This is a genomic window from Treponema succinifaciens DSM 2489 (genome assembly GCF_000195275.1).
Lineage (GTDB): Bacteria > Spirochaetota > Spirochaetia > Treponematales > Treponemataceae > Treponema_D > Treponema_D succinifaciens.
This window is the reverse complement of sequence record NC_015386.1, coordinates 143,046-165,572: the sequence shown is the minus strand read 5'-3', so window position 1 is coordinate 165,572 and position 22,527 is coordinate 143,046. Positions and strand designations below refer to the sequence as shown.

General features: G+C 41.3%; 19 protein-coding genes. 15 read left to right on the top strand and 4 right to left on the bottom strand.

Annotation, left to right across the window (positions count from 1 at the left end):
• The first annotated feature begins 64 nt into the window (after positions 1-64).
• The 5 genes from TRESU_RS13910 to TRESU_RS13890 all read left to right on the top strand — a co-directional run bounded on the left by TRESU_RS13910 (position 65) and on the right by TRESU_RS13890 (position 12,567).
• On the top strand, positions 65-832 hold the full coding sequence (locus tag TRESU_RS13910; RefSeq protein WP_013702820.1) for an ArdC-like ssDNA-binding domain-containing protein: 768 nt from the start codon (positions 65-67) through the stop codon (positions 830-832).
• 97 nt (positions 833-929) lie between these two features.
• On the top strand, positions 930-1,619 hold the full coding sequence (locus TRESU_RS15270; RefSeq protein WP_013702819.1) for an LPD16 domain-containing protein: 690 nt from the start codon (positions 930-932) through the stop codon (positions 1,617-1,619).
• Positions 1,573-4,446: an ATP-binding protein gene (locus tag TRESU_RS14515; RefSeq protein ID WP_245535744.1), complete on the top strand. Its 2,874-nt coding sequence runs from the start codon at positions 1,573-1,575 to the stop codon at positions 4,444-4,446. The genes TRESU_RS15270 and TRESU_RS14515 overlap by 47 nt, the downstream gene beginning before the upstream one ends.
• Positions 4,394-11,080, top strand: coding sequence for an SNF2-related protein (locus TRESU_RS13895; RefSeq protein ID WP_148228352.1), 6,687 nt, complete (start codon positions 4,394-4,396; stop codon positions 11,078-11,080). Before TRESU_RS14515 ends, TRESU_RS13895 begins: the two co-directional genes overlap by 53 nt.
• A 95-nt stretch (positions 11,081-11,175) precedes the next feature.
• On the top strand, positions 11,176-12,567 hold the full coding sequence (locus tag TRESU_RS13890) for a hypothetical protein (RefSeq protein ID WP_013702817.1): 1,392 nt from the start codon (positions 11,176-11,178) through the stop codon (positions 12,565-12,567).
• A 511-nt stretch (positions 12,568-13,078) separates the two neighbouring features.
• Here the strand turns inward: TRESU_RS13890 and TRESU_RS13885 are convergent.
• Genes TRESU_RS13885 through TRESU_RS13875 form a run of 3 tightly spaced genes read right to left on the bottom strand, consistent with a single transcriptional unit; the run spans position 13,079 to position 15,236 of the window.
• The gene (locus TRESU_RS13885) at positions 13,079-14,092 is read right to left on the bottom strand and encodes a replication initiation protein (protein ID WP_013702816.1); all 1,014 of its coding nucleotides are present in this window, start codon (positions 14,090-14,092) and stop codon (positions 13,079-13,081) included.
• Between the two features lie 3 nt (positions 14,093-14,095).
• Entirely contained in the window at positions 14,096-14,467 is a 372-nt protein-coding gene (locus TRESU_RS13880; RefSeq protein WP_013702815.1) for a hypothetical protein, read from the bottom strand.
• A 16-nt stretch (positions 14,468-14,483) separates the two neighbouring features.
• Positions 14,484-15,236 carry a ParA family protein gene (locus tag TRESU_RS13875; RefSeq protein WP_013702814.1) on the bottom strand — a complete coding sequence of 251 codons (753 nt, stop codon included), beginning with the start codon at positions 15,234-15,236 and terminating at the stop codon, positions 14,484-14,486.
• Positions 15,237-15,846: 610 nt separating this feature from the next.
• Here TRESU_RS13875 and TRESU_RS13870 point away from each other — a divergent pair.
• From TRESU_RS13870 to TRESU_RS15265, 10 genes are all read left to right on the top strand, one after another.
• The gene (locus TRESU_RS13870) at positions 15,847-16,578 is read left to right on the top strand and encodes a ParA family protein (RefSeq protein WP_342612610.1); all 732 of its coding nucleotides are present in this window, start codon (positions 15,847-15,849) and stop codon (positions 16,576-16,578) included.
• On the top strand, positions 16,578-17,390 hold the full coding sequence (locus TRESU_RS13865) for a ParB/RepB/Spo0J family partition protein (protein ID WP_013702812.1): 813 nt from the start codon (positions 16,578-16,580) through the stop codon (positions 17,388-17,390). Before TRESU_RS13870 ends, TRESU_RS13865 begins: the two co-directional genes overlap by 1 nt.
• Entirely contained in the window at positions 17,380-17,676 is a 297-nt protein-coding gene (locus TRESU_RS13860) for a hypothetical protein (RefSeq protein WP_013702811.1), read from the top strand. The genes TRESU_RS13865 and TRESU_RS13860 overlap by 11 nt, the downstream gene beginning before the upstream one ends.
• On the top strand, positions 17,676-17,942 hold the full coding sequence (locus TRESU_RS13855) for a hypothetical protein (RefSeq protein WP_013702810.1): 267 nt from the start codon (positions 17,676-17,678) through the stop codon (positions 17,940-17,942). The genes TRESU_RS13860 and TRESU_RS13855 overlap by 1 nt, the downstream gene beginning before the upstream one ends.
• The gene (locus tag TRESU_RS14510; RefSeq protein ID WP_013702809.1) at positions 17,929-18,981 is read left to right on the top strand and encodes a hypothetical protein; all 1,053 of its coding nucleotides are present in this window, start codon (positions 17,929-17,931) and stop codon (positions 18,979-18,981) included. Before TRESU_RS13855 ends, TRESU_RS14510 begins: the two co-directional genes overlap by 14 nt.
• 330 nt (positions 18,982-19,311) lie before the next feature.
• Entirely contained in the window at positions 19,312-19,647 is a 336-nt protein-coding gene (locus TRESU_RS13840) for a single-stranded DNA-binding protein (RefSeq protein WP_013702808.1), read from the top strand.
• Entirely contained in the window at positions 19,644-19,859 is a 216-nt protein-coding gene (locus TRESU_RS13835) for a hypothetical protein (RefSeq protein WP_013702807.1), read from the top strand. Before TRESU_RS13840 ends, TRESU_RS13835 begins: the two co-directional genes overlap by 4 nt.
• A 12-nt stretch (positions 19,860-19,871) precedes the next feature.
• Positions 19,872-20,168, top strand: a complete 297-nt coding sequence (locus TRESU_RS13830; protein WP_013702806.1) for a hypothetical protein — start codon at positions 19,872-19,874, stop codon at positions 20,166-20,168.
• Positions 20,168-21,046: a hypothetical protein gene (locus TRESU_RS13825; protein ID WP_169309784.1), complete on the top strand. Its 879-nt coding sequence runs from the start codon at positions 20,168-20,170 to the stop codon at positions 21,044-21,046. Before TRESU_RS13830 ends, TRESU_RS13825 begins: the two co-directional genes overlap by 1 nt.
• A gap of 44 nt (positions 21,047-21,090) precedes the next feature.
• Entirely contained in the window at positions 21,091-21,252 is a 162-nt protein-coding gene (locus tag TRESU_RS15265; RefSeq protein WP_169309783.1) for a helix-turn-helix domain-containing protein, read from the top strand.
• An 86-nt stretch (positions 21,253-21,338) separates the two neighbouring features.
• Here TRESU_RS15265 and TRESU_RS13820 read toward each other — a convergent pair whose 3' ends face one another.
• Positions 21,339-22,316, bottom strand: coding sequence for a TrbL/VirB6 family protein (locus tag TRESU_RS13820; protein ID WP_013702804.1), 978 nt, complete (start codon positions 22,314-22,316; stop codon positions 21,339-21,341).
• Between the last annotated feature and the right edge of the window lie 211 nt (positions 22,317-22,527).

The following is a 22,527-nucleotide window of genomic DNA, read 5'->3' as shown; positions in this document are numbered from 1 at the left end:
AAAGCGTACCATTATTTGACTCCCAGAAATTTCATCTTAAGTTTTACATCAGAAGGAGCAAAACATGGAAAACGAAAACACAAATCCCTTCGAGACTCCCGTCTCAAAAAGCGAATTCAGCGGATTCTGGATTCCCTCACACAATGCAAAAGTTATGAAAGCTGGCTTGGATGCAAACAAAGCACCTTTCTTGCCCGACCATAATGGCAAGGTCAAGGCGGAGCCAGTCCACACGCTTTCGCAGGGCTACTGCCTTCCCGCAAGCCGCCTTATCCCAGTTCAGTTTGAGAAGATGAAGAAAGGCTATGAATCGAACATCGTGGCTACCCGTAATCAGATTAACGAAGCGGGCACCGAACTCAAAGACGGTGAGAAAGGTGTTCTTTACAATTTCAAGGGCAAAGACGAAAACTTTCACACTGCCGCCGTATTCTTCCCGGAACAGACGGAAAATCCAGGGGTTATTATGGAAATGGCAAAGGACAAAATCAATCAGCCGACAAATCTTAAAGGACTTTCGCTTACGATTGAATCTGCAGAACCTGTTGAATATCTTGGTTCCTACATCGCGGCCTGTAAATCGGGCATGAATCTTTCTGTTTCGCCTGAGATTGCAGAAGACTTCAAAAAGAACATCATGGTGAATGTGAACAATGACCTTAAAAAAGCGGAAAACCGCGACAAGAGCATTGATTCAGTCGGCAATATTCTTTTCAACGCTGACAGGAGGGGAACAGAAATCCTCAAAACGTTCGCCTTTGAACAAAACCAAAATCAGAACAGCTCTATGGCTCCCAAAAAACAGGAGCCTGAAATGGAGATGATTTTTTAGCAGATTGTCGGGTCACGACCGACAATGACAAGCAATCAATAACATTACACAGCAGTCTGCCCAGTGCTGCAATTCTCATATCTAGGAGTATGCACTCATGGCAGACACAATTACACAAACATCTACAATCTCAATGGAGATTATCAACAGCGAACAGTACAAACGAGCGAATATCCGCTTTTCGGGAATTCCGAATGAAAAAGTCCGCACGGAGCTTAAAAACGAAGGCTGGCTGTATTCACGCAATCATAATGTTTGGTATCCGCGAAACATAGCGGCAGAAAACAGCATGGAGTTTGCAAAACACATCAAAGAAGCGTATTTTCCTGAACCACACGAAGAAGTAAAAATCATTACAGAAGCAAGCGAAAAAGACGAGCTTGCGTTTATGATTCAAAGCGGCTCAACGCTCAAAGAAATTCTCTCAAAACTTTCGGATATGTACGGCGAAAATGCAGTAAACGAGGCGTTTAAAGAAGCCGGAAATCAGCTTGAAATTACAAAAGATGAACGCACAGAACTCGCCTTGCAGAAAAAAAACAGCGGGGAGGTCTTTATCATTCACAAAACCGATGATTACTGGGATTTTATGCTTTATGACCGAGACCTTTCAGACATTGACGGCGGAACTACACAGGATTCCAATTATAGTATCACAGACGATATGGACATCAAAAATGCTGCAAAAATTATTCTTGACGAATTTTTTAGTGAGGAAGATTTTTCCGTTTGGGAAGAAATTGATTACAATCAAAATGAAAGTGATGGGGATTTCTTCACTTTCTGACGCACATGAAAAACTTTTACACAGCGAGCAATTTACAGAAAAAAGTAATTCATCATCTCCAGAACAGGGCGAAATCAAATTCAACGAAGAACTTCTTTCAAAAGTCTACGATATGAACCTTGACGGCTACTATGACGCAGCCCGTGCAATCGAAATTGCAATCGCAGGAAAGCACAATATTCTGCTTGAAGGTGCACCCGGTTGTGGCAAAACGCTTCTTTCTACACGCCTAATTCCAGCCCTTACACCAGAACTTACGGTCGAAGAATCTCAAACTGTCACACGCATTCACAGCCTGGCAGGTCTGATGAGGCCAAATGACGGATTAATCAGAACCGCTCCATTCCGAATGCCTCATCAGACAGCATCGATTGAAGGAATCTGTGGCGGTGGTGCGAGGTGCAATCCGGGTGAAATATCCCTTGCCCATAACGGAACGCTTTTTTTGGATGAAGCGGCTGAATTCCGTTCCTCCGTTTTGCAGATGCTCCGAGTCCCTCTTGAATCAAAATCAATTACTCTTAGCCGTGCTGGAAGAACTACCTGTTACCCTGCAAATTTCCAGCTTGTAATGGCGACAAATCCCTGTCCCTGCGGAAACTATGGGAATACCGACAAAATCTGCCTCTGCTCCCAGCGTTCGATTGAACAGTACTGGAAGAAGTTTTCCGACCCGTTACTTGACCGTGTTGAAATCAAACAGAATGTACGCAAAGACGAGAACGACAGACGCAGAATCAGCGTTCCAGAGATGAAGCAGCATATCGAAAACGCTTTTCGGATTCAGCGTGAAAATCCCCATTACAACGCAAGCCTTAATCCACAGGAAATTGCAGAACTATGCAAGCTGGACAAAGAATGCCAGACTTATTTGAATGACAGAATCCAGAAATACGATCTCTCCCCACGCAATCAGGCAAACACTCTCAAAGTCGCCCTCACCATCGCAAACATGGAAGGTCGTACCGAGATTGGAATTGACGATTTACGGGAAGCAGTTGAACTTAACGCACCGATTTTTGAAAAGCCGAATCAGTTCAAACGAGACCAGTCAAATGTCTCTTTTGCAGGATTTAACTTCAACAGCTATTATCACAGCACTCATACCAGAGACATTTGCCATGACATCAAGCAGACCGAAAGTGCAGAGACCCGCGCAAAAGCCATAACTGAAATGGCAGCATATCTTGGTGAGCAGATTAAAAACCTGAACTCACCGCTATATCTTGTTCCCGCTCCGCAGCACACAGGAAATGCTGAATACACGCTTGAAATAGCAAATCAGATGGCTGCTGCAAACCCGAACTGCAAAATTCTGGATATCCTTAAATGCGAACCTCACGAAACGCTTTATGAACAGAAGAAAAACGGAAATAGGCAGGGAGAGCTTAACTTTTACCTTGTTGATGGGGCAGAGATCCCTGAAAACGCAAGGCTTTTCCTTGTTGATAATGTCATAAGTTCCGGCAACACATTCAATGAGGCAAACAAACTTTTTAACGGCAACCTCTTTCCGCTCGTCTATTCCGTAAGTGATTTTGCGAAGCTGGAGATGAAAAACGGCAAAGTTGTTATCACGGATACAAGAAATCCAGCAGCGGGAAAATCCGCAGAAGTTGAAACTTCAAATATATCAAATGATGTATCTAAAAATTCAATCAACACATCAGAAGAAAATAATACATCAAATGGCTTATCAGAAGTTGTGATTAACATATCTGAAAAAAAAACTGAGCCTTTGCAGCTTACTGAAGAGGACTTGGACATCTGCAAAATGGTTATTCCGCCTGAGCAGTACAGGTTCACGATTGAGCTTACACAAGGAGAAGAAGGCGAATTCTTCAAACAGAAGCTCAAAGACATTGCAGACACATTCCGTAAGATCAACACAGACGAAGAACTTAGAAACGAAAAAGACACGCACAATGTCGGCTTCCGCTATTTCCTCGGTGACACAGAAATCTATATCTCTCAGATTTACACGGACGGAATCGGCTTTGGCTACACAATTCTGAACGGCGACCTTGAAATGTCTGAGTGGGGAGATTCTTCGATTGAGGAAATCATTTCTATTCCGTTCATCGAGATGGATTATCATGTTCCAAAAGACGCAACGATCGAACAAATGCTTCACAACCGACATCCTGATTACTTCCCTGCACCTGAGACTGCAACTGAGGTTGAGGCTACGGTAGGAAGTGGGTCGAACGAAAGACAGGAAGAATCAGAGAATCCTCGTGAATTAAAACCAAGTTATCACTTCTATGTCCGCGATACCACAGAATTCGAGGCATTCCAGAGAATCGAACCAATAACTAATCTCTCTGCAAAGGAAGCCGTTGAAAAATTCCTTTCTTTTGACAATAGTGAAAACTTTGCCGGCATTGGAATCATTGTTCCTGGTAGCATTGACCACGAAGAAGAGTTTGAAGGCAGCGGAGTTGTAGAGCTGTACAGTCGTGACGGGCAATACATCATAGACGATATTTTCATGGACTCGCACCACGATATCCGTAAAAATCCAGATTATGTCACCGCTGTAAATGCTCTCATTTCTGAAATGAACGGGCATGGGAAAAATGTGTATGTCGTTGCTCAGGAAAACTATGAAAAACTGACATTACCAACCTCTGACATTGAGCAAACAACCACAGAAAGTAATATTCCAAAAACAGCTCCAACTGAAATCTCCGAGGAAATTGAAAAAAATAACCCGGAATCAGCTTCTTCAGATATATCAATTCGTGAAGAATTCCCAAAAGGCATATATTACAATGACATGGAAAGCCATGTATCAGAAAAAACGCAAAGAAGAAATCCGTTATGAAATGTCAGAAGTAGCTTCTAAAAACGGATATGCTCTTTCTTATGACACACTCTCGCGATATGTAGACGAGTTTGAAAAAGCTGTAAATGGACAGGACTGGGAAACAATCTACAGAATCTCTTACGACCTGACAAATCTGAATTTCCACACAGAAGAGTCATGGCTTTGCGAATACAAGTTTGAAGAATACAGAAAATCAATCGCAAAAGAATTTGGCCGCGAATACATGCCGAAAAAAGAAAGCCATGAATCAAAACTGTTACCAGAAGAAGAGCCGAAGAACGAACCTCTCACAAAAGGCGAAATTAAATCTATCCGTGAGCAGTGCCGTGAAATCTTGCGAAAACCTGACGGAGAAATCACAGAAGAGGATAAATCAATACTTGCTCAATACGAAGGAGCAGGTGGACTTGATGAAAAAGACCGCTCAAATTCCGGCGTTCTGAACGAGTTTTACACACCACGAAATCTTGTCGCAAAGGTGTGGGGAATCGCTGACCATTATGCACCGAATGCAGTCACTGTTCTTGAACCAAGCAGCGGAACAGGACGATTTGCAGACGGCAGACCAAAGAACAACTTCACCATGCACGAAAAGGATGAAGTGTCTGCACGTATCAACAAGATTCTTCACCCTAACGCAAATATCATTGAAGGAGCATTCCAGAAGCAGTTCTTTGACGAGAACGAACGATTCAAAAAAATCGGCTACCAGCTTCCGAAATATGACCTTGTAATTGGAAATCCGCCTTATGGAACTTATAACGACAAATACAAAGGTCTTGGGGAAGGTAAGGATTTTGGCCGCTATGAAGAATATTTCATTCAGAAAGGACTCGAATCGCTCAAAGATGAAAATTCCCTTCTCGTTTTTGTCGTTCCGAGCGGATTTTTACGCACTGTCGCCGACAAACCTAAAACCGCGATTGCCCTTACAGGAGAACTCATAGACGCATACCGTTTACCTGAAGGAACTTTCCCGACCACACAGGTTGGCACTGATATAATTGTATTAAAAAAATACAATCAGATTGATTACGCAAAACAGCTCGAAAATGCGGGCGTAGATTCTTTCACCGCCGTAAACCTTGCGATTGAGAAAACTCACAAGAATATAAATCTTCTGCAGGGGGATGAATGGTTCAAGCAGCACCCGGATAAAGTGCTTGGCGAAATAAAAGAACGTACAAATCGCTTTGGTGACAAGGAAAACTATGTTACTCCGCACGATGGTCTTACGATTCAAGATGAGCTTGATAAAATCACCGGGCTTCTCCCAGCGAAAACCGAGTCACAGACTGTCAACGAAGAAGTTTCTAATCTCGAAAGCATAAACAAACAGGCTGAAACTCTCGGTTATTACTTTGAGTATGACAATCGTGAGAATATCGTTGATATTTACGAGAATGAATCTGGTAATCTTATCGGCTCTCTTGATTCAGAAGGGAACTTTGGGTTTATCGATGATTTTGAAGGACAACTTCCAAATAAACTTAGTCAGCTTGCAACTCGTTTCCTTGAATTGTCAAAGACTTCAAAATCAGAAGAGCATGAAGCCGAAAAGGAAGTTCCTGTCGAATCAGAAAACAAAAATCCTCTGACGATTCCAGAAGATGAAGTCCGAAAGATTTACAAAGAGGCTTACCCGAAGAACCAGGAACGAGCTGCAAAAGAGGCCGAGAAATTCATCGAAGCATGGAAAGCAAAATCATTTAATGGTCTGACTTCAGGGCTTATCTATACATACCCGGAAACACTGAGATTGCGAGAGCTTTTCAACAAAACTGAAAATGTGACTCTTCCAGACGACCACACCGAATCTTTGATTTGGCTTTCAAAATATGCAGATTATGACACAGTTCCCCAACAATTTAAATTCAAGAACTGGAACGATGCCCTCCGTTATGAAGTTCTAAATGGAACAGGCATTGAAGAGGGAAAGAAGCGTGTTTACGAGTTTTTCAGAAAAAATCTTTCAAATGCTGAACGAGCGAAATTCCTTAAAGACGAGTATGGAATCGGTGGTTATGGCGGGTCAGGCTATAATCAGGATCATGATTCAAAAGGAATGAAACTCAAAGTAATCATCAAGGGCAAGGAACAGACAAGGCTTTTCTCCTGGTCTGAAGTTGCGGATGCAATCTCGCTTCTTGTGATGGACGGTGAATATTACAAACCAACAACAAAAGAAGAAAGTAAACAAAACTCAATTCAGACAGAAACAAGAGTCGAATCAGACAAAACTTACAACATCCCACAGAAAGCCGGTGTTATGACTGCACAGGAATTCTCAAAGCTTTACGGCAAGAGTTTTGACGACCTGAGCTACAGTGTCTGGAAACACGCTGATTGGGAAGGTTATATCAAACAGGAAGAACTTTCTGAGGACGAAAAAGCCTACATCGGAAAGTCAAATGATTATGTGCAGGAAAAGCCGGAAATCTGGACGCATAAAGTTCTTTTTGAATCAGGCGACATCTACAAGAAAATCGATGAGCAGGAAAAACTTCTTTCCTCTTCAAACTTCAACGAGGACAAGGAAGCGGCTGAACTTCACAAAAAGAATATCGAAGCCCTGAAAGCTGCCCGCAAAACTCCTGTAAAGCTGGACGACATACACATCGCGTTGAACTCAACTCTGGCAGAAGAGTTTACTATTCCTCACACCTATGAAAGTGGATTGGTTGAAGAGCGCAACCTTGCAGAGAGCTTCATACTCTGGGCGCAAGGTGAAACCGTTGACTCTCAGCGAAGCCGTCATTCAATGGACTACTCCACCGCCCGAATTGCCCGCGAAGACCTGCCTGACAATGTTTCGTGGTGGGACATCGTGGATTTCATTGACGGAAAGAAAGTCGTTGCAGACAAAACTTCAAGCTGGAGCTACGGCAAGACAGAAGATGAAATCAAGCATCTGCGCAAAGAACGCAAAAAGCAGGCGGACGAAAAACGCATGGCCCGTCAGGAAACCGCAAACAAGCTCTTTGACCGCTATATGCACGAAGGTCTTGATGATAAGACAAGAGAGCGGTTCCTTGCCGAATACAACCGCCGTTTTAATTCGTATGTGATTCCGAAGTATGAGAATCTTCCGCTTTACATTGACGGCATGAACGCCTACAAGGGAAAAACTGCCTTCAAACTTTACGACCAGCAGCTCAAAGGCGTTGCCCGGCTTTCCGCAAAAGGAAACGGTCTTCTAGCCTACGATGTCGGAGTCGGAAAGACCGCTACAGGAATCGTTGCGAATATCAACCAGATTCAGACAGGAAGAAGCAAGCGGCCTCTTATCATAGTTCCGAACGCCGTCTATTCAAAATGGGTGACTGACATAAAGCAGCTTTTCCCGAACCTGAAGGTGAACGAGCTTTACAATTTCTCTGACGACCACATCAAAAAGTTCCGTGACTCAGAGGACAATCACAAACTCAACATTCCCGCAAGCTCGATTTCAGTCTGCACCTATGAAGCGTTGAAGCACATCACCTTCACAGACAAATCCTGCTGCGGAGAACTGTTTGAAGATTTTTCAAAACTCCTTTCCGCTGACTTTGACGGCTCGGCAAACGAAAACGCCGCAATGGGCGAGAAAATCATGGGAACAATCGGAACGGCAAGCTGCGTGAATGACGCAAACTATGTTTTCTTTGAAAAATGTGGATTCGACAACATCACCGTAGACGAAGCTCACAACTTTAAAAATCTGTGGGTAGCACCAAAACCAAAGAACAAGGGAGATGCAAACGAGTATTCAGGAATCCCAAGCGGTCAGCCTTCAAAACGGGCAATCAAACTGTTCGCAATGACACAGCTCGTGCAGCGTCACAACGATAACCGAAATGTATTCTTGCTCACCGCAACACCGTTCACAAATTCTCCTGTGGAAGTTTATTCAATGCTCACCTACATCGGGCGGGAGCGTCTCGTTGCCAGCGGAATCTATTCCCTGCGAGATTTCATGAATCAGTTCGCGCATACAAAACTGGAACTTGGAGTAAACACTAAAGGTGAAATCGATTACCGCCAGGTTATGAAAGACTGGAAGGAACTGCCCGCATTGCAGAACCTTCTCACAGAGTTCATCGACAAGGTTGACGGAGAAGAAGCCGGAATCATCAGACCGAAAAAGTTCAGCCATGTAAAGGAACTCGATCTTTCCCCGCTCCAAAAGAAAATCATGGAAGCAGAGGAAGAGCGTATGATGAATGTGACGGAAAATTCAGGCGCAATCCTTGAAGCCATGAACAATATGCGTGTTGCCCTCGTCTCCCCTGCCCTTCTGAACAAGTTCAAATATGACGACATCGAGATACCGGAACTGAAAGACCTTGTTGAATCCTCACCAAAACTCAAATTCGTATGCGATGCAATCGTGGATATGTACAAGGAACACCCGGACATGGGGCAGTTCATGTATATGCCGCTCGGAAAGGAAGGTCACGGAATCGTTGCGGATTATCTTGAAGAGCATGGAATCCCCGGAGAGGCAATCAAGATTATCAACGGCGAAGTGAACAACACGCCCGAAAAGAAAGAGAAGATTACGGCAGAGTTCAACGATCCGAAAAATCCTCTCAAAATTATCATCGGCGGAAAGAACACGAGTGAAGGAATTGACCTTAACGGTAACTCATTCGTCATGTACAACTGCTCTCTCGGCTGGAATCCAAGCGAGACTATCCAGGCAGAAGGACGAATCTGGCGACAGGGAAATATGCAGGGGCATGTTCACATCGTCTACCCTGTTATGACTGACTCAATCGACTCTCTTTTATACCAGAAGCACGATGAGAAACGCAGCCGAATAAATGATCTCTGGACCTACAAGGGCAATATGCTCAATGTCGAGGACATAAATCCCGAAGAACTGAAATTCGACCTCATCAAAGACCCGAACAAGCGTGTTAAGCTGATTCTGGACGAAGAAACAAAAGATTTGAAGGCGAAACTCTCAAAAGTAAATCTCCGGCAGGAATCCTTTGATGAAATAATCGAAAGACGAAAAGCAGTCCTTGAAGCACTTGAACAGTCAGAAAAAGACTTTGTGGAGCATACCGAGTGGAAGAACGAGGTTATGGCAAAAGGTGAGCGTGTTCCAAATTATATGCTTGAAAGTCTCAGGGACGACAAAAAGAACATTGAAACTTACAGCCGCCAGAGAGATGTAATTGCAGAAAAACTTGCCGTAATGAACCTGCACACCGAAGAAGAAATCTTTGATTATGTGCATGTTCTGAACGAGGAAAAACATGCGGTTGAGGCAGAGATTGAGAAAGCAAAAGAAAAGCTCCCTGCCCTGCTCAAAGAGATGAAGACAAAGCTCGCTGAGCAAAAACTTATCGCACATCCGATTGAACAGCAGCGACACGAGCTTGAAGCCACAATTCTGGGAAACCTTCGCCCAATGAAAGACATCATCGACGATATGAAAAAAGACAGCGGTGCAAAAATCGAAAAGGCAGATGAGCCGTATGTAGACGCAAAAGGCGATTATTATCTTTTTGATTTGGATGACCTGGACGGAAAGGTTTCTGATAAGGCTCCAGTGTATGACAATGGCAAGACGGACGACTTGGCAATAACGCCCGCTCAGATTAAGGAATCCGAAGCGGAACGCAATAAGATTTGCCGTCCGGTTATGAATGGCGAGAAATCAGGATTATGGACAGCCTTCAAGGATTTTGAGGAGAAAGGCGTTTTCGATATACAGGGAAAGAAAGTCGCCCTCACCCCGACAGGCAGAATCTCAAAGACAGGCTGGAACCAGCTTCAGGCAGCGATGAGCATTTACCGAAGCAAAAAGTTTGAAACCTTCCGTTATGTGCTTATTGACCGCCATAACGGCGAAATCCGGGACCAGATTGCAGTCAGCTCCCACATGCCTAACACCACGATAATTTCAGACCCGAACAACCAGACTTTGAAGCAGGTTATCAGCAGAGCGGAAGAAAAAGACTGCCTTGTAGTAGCCGTACATAATCATCCGAGCGGAAATACAAGACCAAGCGATTATGACATTAAATCGACTAAGGCCCTTGAAGAAAGCATGAAACGAAAAGACGGATTCAACAGATTCGCTGGTCACATCATTCTGGATCATGACAGCTTCGCTCTTTATAAACCTCATTCTGGCTGGTTGCAAAAAGAAGTAGAAGGAGCAGCACAGACGAAAGACGAACTTATTAAGGACACCGTTCCTGAATGGGCAGAAGGCAAAGTCAGAAGTAATGTAGACCTTGTTCTAGTCGCAGAAACGCTCAACGCAAAAAACAACTGGAATGATGATTATGTTCCTGTCCTTTTCACAGATTCGGATTACAACATAAGCGGACTGAATTATGTTCACAAAGATTTGTTCTTAGAAAAATCAGAGCAGGTCAGAAGCAAATTTGAACAAATGCTGAAATCTCATGTCGAGAACAAGGCGTTTACAGATGCCGCAATCGGAACATCTGTCGTTTCATCAAAATTTGGCATAAAGCCGGGCGAAAGCTATTGTGATTCATTTTTCGCAAAAGCAAAGGATTCAGTGGAAGTTAAAGCCAATTGGAATCCAACTGTGAATCCTAATATTTTCGTTACAAAAACAGATGAAAAGCATAGGAGAGCCGCCGAAAGCGACATCGAGCGATAATTATTATTCCTGTCATCCTGAGCCTGGTTCAGAAACTTCATAGAATCAAGGTCGGGGTGACAAATCAAACATCAGATAACCGGAGTGTTACATATATGGAAAACGAAAACTCAGAAAACAAAATACCACTAGAACAGGAAAAACTTGAAGAAGCAGCAGAGAACCTAAAAAACATTCAGTTCTCTGGCGACAACTACAAAGAACTTTTGGAAATCATTAACCGCATTTCCGCTATCGCAGGAAGCAAAAAGCACGAAGAGGAAATCGAACGAGGTGAAGTATCTGAATCTCTTAAAACAGAAGAAGTTTCTGAGGATAATTCTATTCCTGAAGTCGATGAGACAGCAGAAGAAAACGCCCCTACCCCACCAAAGGATTCTGTAAATCAAGAAGCTGTAGTTTTCGGTAAAACCGTTCTACCATCATTTGCCATTATGACAGGTAAAGGACTTCGCAATTATTCAAACACAATCGTTGAGCGGTATGCAGAAGAAATCAATAGTTACATTCTCAATGACGGTAAAGAAAAAATCGTTGTTCCGGCAAAAACTTTCGAGTCCATTATGTCACCGAACACAGCTTATTCAAAAGACAAAAATATCGACAATCTTACAATCGCTGATGAAACTCCGGCAATCGTAAACGGTCAGACTATTCTTCCTGAATTCGCAATAATCACAACACCAGGACTTCAAACTTTCAAAAATCTCACCGTTCAGAATTACAATGAAGCTGAAAAATCTTATATTCTCTCAGACGGTAACAAAACTGTTACATTACCAGAGAGTAGCTTTCTTGAACTCACAAAACCTGCACGCTTTGAAAGACAGTTTGACGAGAATACACCAGCCCACAAAAAACTGCTCGAAACTCAGTATGAGCAATACTTCAAAGACCGGGACAACACCGCAAACAACTTCCGCCATAACCTTAGCGTACATTGCCGTAAGGAATGCTCTTCTCCGCTCGATGCTCTGAAAGTCGCAAAAAAAATCACAAGCCGCATGAGCCGGGAAGAACAACAGAAAACCCGCAATCTGTTAAAGCAACTTGCCCGTGAAGATGAGACAATCAACCAGGTAATTATCCGCACATATTTTGAGGCAATCAAAGAAGTTCCCCTAAACGAAAACTACATCAAGCAGAATTTCCCAGAGAAGAAAATCGCCCGCCCTTTCTACGACACAATTTCAAACACAGGTGCACTTTTAGATAAAGATTCCACACTACGAATCGGTGACACATTACACAACGTCTCATTCAATGTAGATAAAATCCTCGGCCACGGAAAAGAACCCCTCTACGAAACTCTAACCATAGTTTCAGCCAGCAAAGAAGGAAACACCGTTCTCCTCATGGACAAAAACAAATCCTATTACGAAGTACCCCACGACATGCTTCTGGAAAAGTACAACAAACTGCGTCTCAAAGAACACTGTGCTGAGCGCCATCAGCAGAAAGCAAACAGGATTGAAATAGAGAGATAGTGTGTAACAGTCTCGTTATCTTAGCTAAGACAATTTGTATTGTCACAGTTCTGTTATCAATATATGTATGTAACAATTTGGTTATCATAAAACTGTTCAAAACACAAATGGTCAGCAATGTAACACTTTCGTTATCTCGTAGAAATACTCTTATAGAAATGACAAAGTTTTTGATTAAACAGCCGCAAAGCAAAATTGTAACAGTCTAGTTATCCAAAAATGTAACACTGTCGTTATAATTATCCACAGAACGCTGTGGATAACTCTCTTTTTATGTAACAGTCTCGTTATAATTGTGGATAACCTTAAATCCTTGTATAATATAGAAAATAAATGCAGAAAAAATTATCATGTAACAATTTCGTTATAAGAATGTCACACCTTGGTTATTTCTTCTATAATATCTAATAATTAACTAATATAAATTTAAAACTAATAGTAGTAATCATAAAACTGTGGAAAACTAAAAAATAGATAACAGAATTGTTACATAGCTTTGATAACAACCCTGTTACATTCCTAAAGTTGATGAAATAAGAGCATATCTTACATCATCTTTTAGAACTGGAGCAGGACTTTTGTGTAAAGTAATTCCATTACCAGATTTATCTATTTCAACTTTTAACTCAGGATAATACTTCGCCTTTATTTCTTTTAACTGAGTAACAATTCTTGAATAATTTACATTTGCAATTTTGGGATCTGAATTTTCTCCAACAGGCATAAATTGTTCAACCAACTTATCTCTTGGAATAAAAACAGGTTTTCCTTCAACTAAACCATTATTACGGTAAACAAGCCACGCATAAATATCTTTTCCTACAGGACTTGTTATATCTTTGTAAACAGAATAATTTATTGGAACCCCATGCTGCTGGCAAAATCCTGCAAAGCTTCCTGATAAAACAATTTTGAACTTACCTATTCTTGGATTTTTTGAGTCTTCATCAATAATTTCCTGATATTGAACACCCTCTGTAAAAAGAATTGTTCCTGTTGATGTAGTTCTTACAGTAACATCTCCTTTAGGAAGTTTTTCACTATGCTGATACAAATCTTTAAATAAATAAGCTTGCTTTTGTTCTTCAATTTTCTGCTCAAAAGAAAAAGTTGCACGAGTAAAACATTCAAGTTGTTCCTGAATGTCTTTACCACGCTGTCTTGGAAGTTGCATTTCTTTTAAAAGTTGAGACATTGAATCAAATTCAATAATAACAGGCATATTTCTTTCTTTTGAAAGAACTGCATGAGTTGTAAAGACGCTTAAAAGAAGCCTTCCATATTTTCCAAAAGGAACATTTTTAGGGGAATTTAATATAAGAGATATTCCATTACTAGCCTTTCGTATAAATTCAGTGCGATTTATATTCTTGAAAGGAAGGGAGGCTGTTGTAAAAAAACTTGGTATATAACTGAGCGACTTTTTTGAATTTTGAGCTTTTATTTCGTTTAATGACTCAAAAAGTTCATTGTCTGAGTTGTCTATAGGGATAAGGTTTGTTTTGTTTTCTATTTTTTTTCCCATTTTTTACTCTACCTTTGAAATTCCACCTTTAGATATGACTATATGCCCGGCAGCGACTTCTTTTGCGAGAAATTCGAAAGAAGACTCGATATATTGAGTAACAGTTACTCCACAATTTGTACAGAAGCGTTTTATCTCATCTCTACGGCCATTTGAAAGTCTAACATTCATTACATCTGCATATTTGCCTTTTTTAGAAGATTCTTTTTGTTGAAGATATGCCTGTGAAACGATTGGATTTGTTTCAGCAGAATTTGGGATAACAGAACTGTTACTTTCTTTTTGTTCAATATTCTCCTCATCAGTATTGATAGTTAGATTTGTTTTCATTTGTTCTAAAAAATCTTGTGGTATATTTTTCTTTGCTATTGGCATTGTTTTACTCCCCTTTTTATTTTACGAGGTCTGCGAGTTTTTTTAAGGCTTCAAGAGTTTCTCTTTTTCCACCGCGCTGCTGAATTGTCTGGCGGGCAACTGTTGCGTATTTGAAATCCTGGTCTACAGGAACATAAACAACTTTAAAATCTCCGGCATTAAGACCTTCAGATATGATGTCTGTAAGTTTTATGGAGCGATTGATTTCGTTCAAAACTATTGTTTCAAATTTTGGATTTTTAACATGCTTTCGTTTTTTGAAACTTTCAAGGTTTTCTTTGAATATCTGAAGTCCATCCTGTGAATAAGCATCCGCTTTGATTACGACAATAACTTCGTCAGATGCTGTCATGATATTTTCTTCAAAATCGTCAAAAGCTGGTGATGTATCAAAAATGCAATAATCAAATCCAATCTTCTCAACTTCTTCACAGAGGTCTGCAAAAATGAAAGGTTCTTTTGATGCCTCGCTCGCACGATAGGTTTTTAATGAGCGACTTCCTTTTCTGTCGATTGAGTTTGTTGGAATAATAAAAAGATTCTCGACCGAAGTTTTTGTAACAACCTGATCGATTGTTACATCTCCGTAAAGTGTTTCTGCAAGGTCGTGGTCGAAAGATTCTAGTAAAGTACCTGTGGAGTTTCCCTGTGGGTCAGCGTCAATTAACAGAACTTTTTTTCCTTGATTTGCGAGTTCGGCTGCAAGTGACAAACTGATTGTTGTTTTTCCTACTCCACCCTTCTGAATGGCAACTGCGATTTTTTTCATTTTTTTTTCCACCTCAAAAAAATACTTTTTTGTGTATCTATATATATCTAAGCATATTTTTTAGAAAAAAGCAAATGTTTTTTCTAAGTTTTCTAAAGTTTTTAAAAAAATATTTTAGAAACTTTAGAAATACTCTAAACAATATTGTTATATAATAGATTAGATAAATATTAAACATTCTAATATTATTGTTTAGAAAGATTAGATATTTTCTAAACAATTAAAACACGCACGAGGATTGCCGTAGACGCATCTGTTTTAAAATTTTGAGTAATTATATGTCCGAGGCGTTTTGAAGCGATTTTGGGGCTTTTTTGTGAAATTTTATAAATCGGCATTTTCCCAAAATTTTCGGTATTTTTGGTTTTGAATTCGGTAAAAGTTTTTTAAAACTGGATATTATCTTTTTTCTCTACTTACTAACCTTTTATATGCACAGGGCGGAAACGGCGGTTGTAAAAGGCTGTCGGTCAGCATTTTTCATCTGGGCAGGTCATCAGTACCGGCAGGCTTTTCTGCGAACATCTGTCTTTCCGTCCTGTGTATTTTTTTGAAGTGGAGAAAACAAATTGGTTATCACGATTTCTAGTATCAAGGGTGGCGTGGGAAAATCATCAACGGTGATTCTGCTGGTGAACAATCTCGCGGCTACAAAGTTCTTGTAATCGACATGGATCTGAACAACAAAGTGATGATTTATTACACAATCGGTCTTCCGAATGTGCAGGAGCTTTGGGAACGGAAAAATATTGTGATTTCTCTTGTTCAGAATAACGCTTCTGAAAATACCGTTCATTCAAGAATCAAAAATGTTGATGTGATTCCGTCCTCGTTGAATCTTTATGACATGAGAAGTATGGACTATCACAATCTTCTGAAAGTCATTCAGCCTTTGTTCAAAGAATATGATTATATCGTGATTGATACCTCTCCGACTTTTGACAATCTTGTGAAGTCTGCGATTCATGCGGCTGATGTAATCATCAGTCCTGCGGAGGCTACGGAATACAACTGCAACATGACACTTTACCTTATGACAAAAATCCGGGAAGAGCATCCTGAAAAAATCAAAAAGACATATATTCTCTTCAACCGATGGATTGAGCATTATGAAAAATGGGAGAACAACCTGCAAAGTCAGGTTGAGCGGATGTTCAGAAAGAATTTCGCGAACATTTTGTCTGTAAAAATCCCGCAGTCGGGTTCTTTTAACAAATACACTCATTTTGATGAAAAGCTCCGGCTTGACGACAGAAACGCTAATGCTGGTCGAATGGTAAAAGCCGTTAATTCTCTTGTGGATATGATTACCGGAAAAGAACAGTCCGTGGAGTCGTTCTGATGAAAACACTGAATTTTCTTTCTGCAGGAGATAATGCGCCTCTGGCAGACGGCGGCCTTCAGTTCTCAAAAACTATGCTTACAGAAAAAATCGAAAAACACGATTTCTTTGAGAGGCTTTTCAAGATTGATGAAGGCGTCCTGGAGCGGATAGTGGCTTCCATGAGGAAAAACGGCTTTGACAACTCTCAGCCGCTTCATATCTGGCATACGGCTGTCAAAGACGGAGGCGAGCATTGGTATCTGATTGACGGTTACACTCGGTTTACGGCTTGCAAAAAAGCGGGCATAACCCGGATTCCTGTGACGGTTCATGAAGATTTTGATGATTTTAATGCGGCCTATAAATATGTGCTTTCGCTACAGGTGAACAGGCGGAACCTTACCAGCGATGAGCTTATGAAGAATGTCGCGATTATGCTTGGTTCTGATGAAGTGAGGAACTTTGAGGGCGATAAAGCTCAGATGATAGCAGAGACTCTTGGAGTTTCAAAAAGGACGGCACAGAGAGCAATTTCCCTTGAAAAGAATGCGGATGATAATCTTCTTGAATCCGTTGAGAAAGGTGAGCTTTCTGTGAATCAGGCATACAACAAAATGCAGGGTGAGCGGACGGAAAATGAAAAACGGACTGTGAAGAAATCTGTGCTTTCAGAAAAAGAGACTAAAAAGGAGAAGTCTTACAAATATACGGAAACAGAGCTTCTGAAAATCATTCATATTGCGATTGAAAAGGCGAATGAAGGACTTTCGGAAGCTGAAATCATAGAAAGAATAAAAAAGTTGAGCGAGGTAAATGAAAATGGGATTTAAGTCAGAGGTTTCGGATATGCTTTCCGATTTTGCGGTTCTGATTGAAAGACAAGTGGCCGGGTATGAGCGTAAAGAACTTCTAGAGATGATTATGTTTCTTGGCACTGACGCAAGAGGGAATCTGCCTGATTTGTTTCTGGGCGAGGATATGAAAACTGTTTATTTCAAGTTCTCAAACGGTGTTAAGGAAAAAATCACCCCGGATAATCTGAAAACCTGCATGGACTACATTATGTTTCTGAAGCATGGCATTGTGGATTCTGACAATGCCGAAAGGAGCGCGTAATGGAAACGCTTCATGGAATGTATGTGTTTACGCCTGGCGACAGGCTTACTCTTCGTGAGAAAAATGCAGAAAATTCATTTCTTGTTGTGGCGGTCAGGCAGATAAAGGACAGCGACTGTTGTTTCGGGTGCTGCTTTTATATGAAGTGCCGTGAGTATCCTGGGAACAGTCCGTTTGCCCAAGGCTGTTACAGCACGATTTTTAGAAAAGTTGATGAAGAGAAAAATAGTAGCGTAATGAAGGGGAAAAAATATGAATGCCGATAACATTCCAGACTCAAATTATATTCACATTGAACGCTGGATGTACAAGCTGGACTTGAATCTGAGCGAAATTGCGATTCTGGCTTGCATTCATGGATTTTGTCAGGACGGGGAATCTTTCTTCAAAGGTTCTGTTGAATATCTGCAAGTCTGGAGCAATTCCGGGCGTTCTACCGTATTTTCCGCTTTGAAAAAACTCGTGGAAAGAAAGCTCATCGTAAAAAAGATTTTGTCTGTGAATGGAAAACTGTACCCGGTTTATTACACGGTAAGAAGCCGCAGGTCTTATCAGGAAAATGCGGAGCGGAATAAGAAAATAAAGTCCAGTTCAGTTAGTCCAAAAAATGGACTTGAGTCCGAAACTCAGACTGAAATAGTCCAGAAATTGGACGAAAGCAGTCCAGAATCTGGACCCAATAATATAGCTTTACATGATTTAAAAAATGCAGCAGGGGAAGAAGCTGATAGCTTGCTTGCGGCTCGCCTTAATTTTATTTCTCAAAAATTACAAAAGACTTTTGGTTGCGATCCGTATTCAAAGAAATTCCGGCAGAAGCTGAATCTGCTTTTTGAATCAAAAGGTTTTGATGACGGGAGGGCAGGGGAGTTCATTCAGTTTGTTGCTGATAAGACGAGGGCGAAAAATCCTGAGAGTATTCCTGCTCTTTTCCGGAGTCTTGTGTTCGCAGAGGATGTCGTAGCTGATTTTATCATGAGAACCTATGAGCCCAAAAAAGACGAGAATCAGGAATCTAACAGTTATGTCGAATGTCCGTGTTGCGGAGAAAAAAACAAGTTAAAGGTTTTTAACTGCAAAAAATGTGACTTTACATTTGCGGACAAAGCTGATTCCCTGAAAGTCTTACAGGCAAAGCAGATTTATGAGCTTTCGCCTGAGAAGAAATCTCAGTTCGAGAGTGAAGTGAACGAAGTGATTTCAAGTTTTGATTTCAGAAAGCTGATGAATCCTGCGGAACGGATTAGGCAGAAAGATATGTTTGATCGTGTCTACAAAAAATATGGAATTGTGGTTGGTAAATAACAATTCTGTATAAGCAATAAAAACAGGAGGTGCTGATTTTCTGAAATTATTTTCTTCGCCTTTTATGAATGAGGCTGGGCGAATTTTCCGGAGGGAGCTTTGGAAGGTGTCTGTCCGTATGAAAGGCATACTTTGTTATCTTTCCTGGCATTATACATGTGTTTCTGTGATAGTGCTTGGACTTGTTGGTACGGTTTTGATTTTAATCTTCTGCAGTTGTTTTCGCTGGAATCATTATGACCCGTGGAACTGGAAGAAGAGGGCTGGAATCAGAATCGTGATGTTTTGGATCACTTTGAGTGTGGCTAGATTACTTTTGCGAGGGTATAAGTGAACAGAATTACTTTGCACGGAACAATCTGCAAGGATGCGGAATTGTTCAATGTTTATGGCGATGATGTGCCTCTGGTGTCATTTGTCGTCAAAGATTACGGAAAACCAGGGGCTTTCAATGACGAGCCTTTGACTTTACAGGTTCATTTCAAGCGTGAAATTGCGCCGCTTCTTATGCCGGAACTTGTTCATGGCAAGGAAGTTAATCTTTTCGGAAGCATGGTTCAGAAAAACTATGTTACGAGTTCCAATGAATTCAGAACGAAGATTTATATGATTGCGGATTACATTGAGTTTGTTGGAAAGAACGAAAGGCGGGAGGTTGCGGCATGAAAGAAATACCTGTGACAATAAATGTGACAGCCGAGGATGTTGACGCTTTTTCTCACATCATAGAGATGGAATCTGAGGGCAGCTTCTTAAAGCTCTTTTCCGAGCGTTTTTTGATAAGTGCGCGGAATTCATCAGAGGAAATAAAAACGGTTTTGGAAGCGGTTGATTCGTTCAATCCTTACTGTATGGAAAAAACTTCACTGATAGGGTAGGGGAGGACGGTAATGCAGAGTTTCAGAAGATACCAGAATATGCGTATTATCGACAGGGATATGAATATCGCAGAAGGCGATTATATTCTTGACGGAATTACAATCAGGACAAGGAAAGGCTATCTCAATGATACGAAAGACGAGGAAGGAAATAATCTTCCGGCTCTTGAGACTCATGACGGAAATCATGTGGAGCATTGGAAAAACGGAGTTCTTCATTATGAGGACGGTCCTGCTGTGATTGATGTTCGTGACGGCGTTGAAGAATGGTGGCTTGACGGAAAACAGGTCGAGGCGGTGAAGTCATGATGGAATCAGAAATCTCAGAAACTGAAAGAGTAGCAGAAGATTTGTCTGAAAACGATGAGGTCGAGATGCTTGTGCATGAAGATGAATCGGATTCGGAATCTTCTGATGAGGATAAAAATATAGAAGAAACTGGATTCACCTTTCAGACCGTTTCGATGGAAAGCCCGGAAGAAACGGTGGATGAAAAAATTGACAGTCTGTGCCGTTCCGTGAATGAGCTTCTTGAACGAACCGCCGACAGCGAAGACACAAGGGCGATGTATGAGGATATGGTCAGCTTCTATAATTCTTTCGGATTAAAGACCCGGGAGTTGACTGATAAACTCGACAAGGAAGTTTCTTATACCCGCTACATCGAGACTCAAATCAGTTCGAAGAGCATTGAGAAAGAATGCCTTATGCTCAAAAAGGCATTGGTTGAAGAACGTGCGCTTATGGGCGTGAAGTTCGATGAAATCAAGTCTGCTTTTGACGAGAAAATGCGGCAGCTTGAAGCGGAATCAAAGTCTGTGCAGGAAAAGCAGATGGCTCTTGTACAGGACATCGTAAAGCAGATTAAGAAATTTGCGGATATAGATTCCAAACTCACAGAAACTCTTGAGCAGTTCAGAAAGGACATGACAAAGGCTTCTGAAAACGAATACAAAATCGTACAGACACGCTGTAAGGAAAGTCTTAATGCAGCGAACTCGGATTTCGATTCGGTCAAGAAAAGCATAATTGCCTTTCTCAAAAGCTGCGAGAAACAGAACAACACTCTTATCAGTAAAATTCCGGAACAGAAAAGAAAGTTCAGCTGGAAGGATGCCGTAATTTATGCGATGTCTGCCCTGTGCATTACTGGAATGATTGTGCAGGTAATTCAGATGTTCATCTGAAGCCGATTGAAACAGAAACGGCAAACTGTGCTATAATGCGAGTGATGGATTTTTGGAACAGAGTTGAAATCTTACGAAAACAGTGTCGCACAACATACCGCCAGCTTGCCGCTATAATGGACGTTTCCGAAACGACAGTTTCTTCAATGCGCCGTGCTGGAACAGAACCGAGGGCAGGGGATGCCGTTAAAAATGCCCGTGAGTAGACCTCGGTGATTTTAGACCCATAATGTTTAACCGAGTATTACCGAATAAGAAATCCGGAAACTCGGTTAATTTTTTTTAGAGTGAACTATTTCCCTTCGTATTCTCGCTCATTGCCGGTGAGGTTTTCCGGGAGGGCAAAATCTTTTTTCTGCTGCTGTTGTTTTTTCTCGGCTTTTTCCATTACTTTGAGGGCGGTTGAATTTCCGATGTTTGCACCCTGCTGGCGTTTTTCATCATAGAACTCTTTTCGGGTCATATTTACGCTGCTCTGGGTGGCAGAATCAAATTTTGTCGCATTCTGGAAGTGCGGATTTGAAGTCTGGTTGAGTGTCCTTGAATCGTCTTTGCCAAGCTCGCGGGAAGTGTTCTGTCCACTACGCTGATGAGCCTGATTTCCGCTCATGCCACCGCCTGAACTGGCCATTCCTCGTTTTCCACCATTGCCTCCGTGAAGGAAATTGTTTCCGGCATTTTTGAACTTATCTTTCAAGTCGCCGCCTACGGTTGCGAACATTCCTTTTACGGCAGCGCTTCGTGCCTGGGAATCTGTTCCGCCGAGTTCTTTTGTACTCTGGCTTGCAGCTTTACCTGCAGCACGAACTTTTGAAAAGCCCCCACGAGTATCGACATAGCCCTGTGCGATATTTCTTGCACCTTCTTTTGTTGCGTGTGCGGTTGCCGAAGCTTCTTTTGCCAGGAGCTTTCCGCCTACTACGGCAGAACCTACCGCTTGTACAAACTCGCCCATTGAAACTTGGGGCTGTCCTGTCAGAAGTGTCATAGCGATTTTTGGTGCATTCTGAGTGAGGACGAGTGCAATCAGACTTGTGAAGCAGATTGTAGAAAAAGATACCCAGTTCATTCCACCGTTCTCAGCCATGATGTCTACGGTTTCCTGAATGAAAAGGTAGAACACAAAGAAGAGGCAGATTGTCATAACAATCATCTTTATGAAGAATCCTGTGAAAACAGGGACGAGTTTTTTAGGTAAATCCTTCGTTCCATCAAACAGAATGAACGGAATGAAGAATGCTCCGATTCCCATAACAATCGTATATTCCAAAACGGAATTATCCCTTTATACACTCTTATAAAAAACAACGGAATTATCCCCTCATACACTCTTAATATAACATAAAATTCGACAAATTTTCATATTTTTTTTTACATTTTTATTTGATTTTTATTGACATAATAATCAAGATGTATTATATTATAAACATCAGGAGGTAATAGAAATGTGAAACGAAAAAAGAAAAAACTGTGGTCAAGAG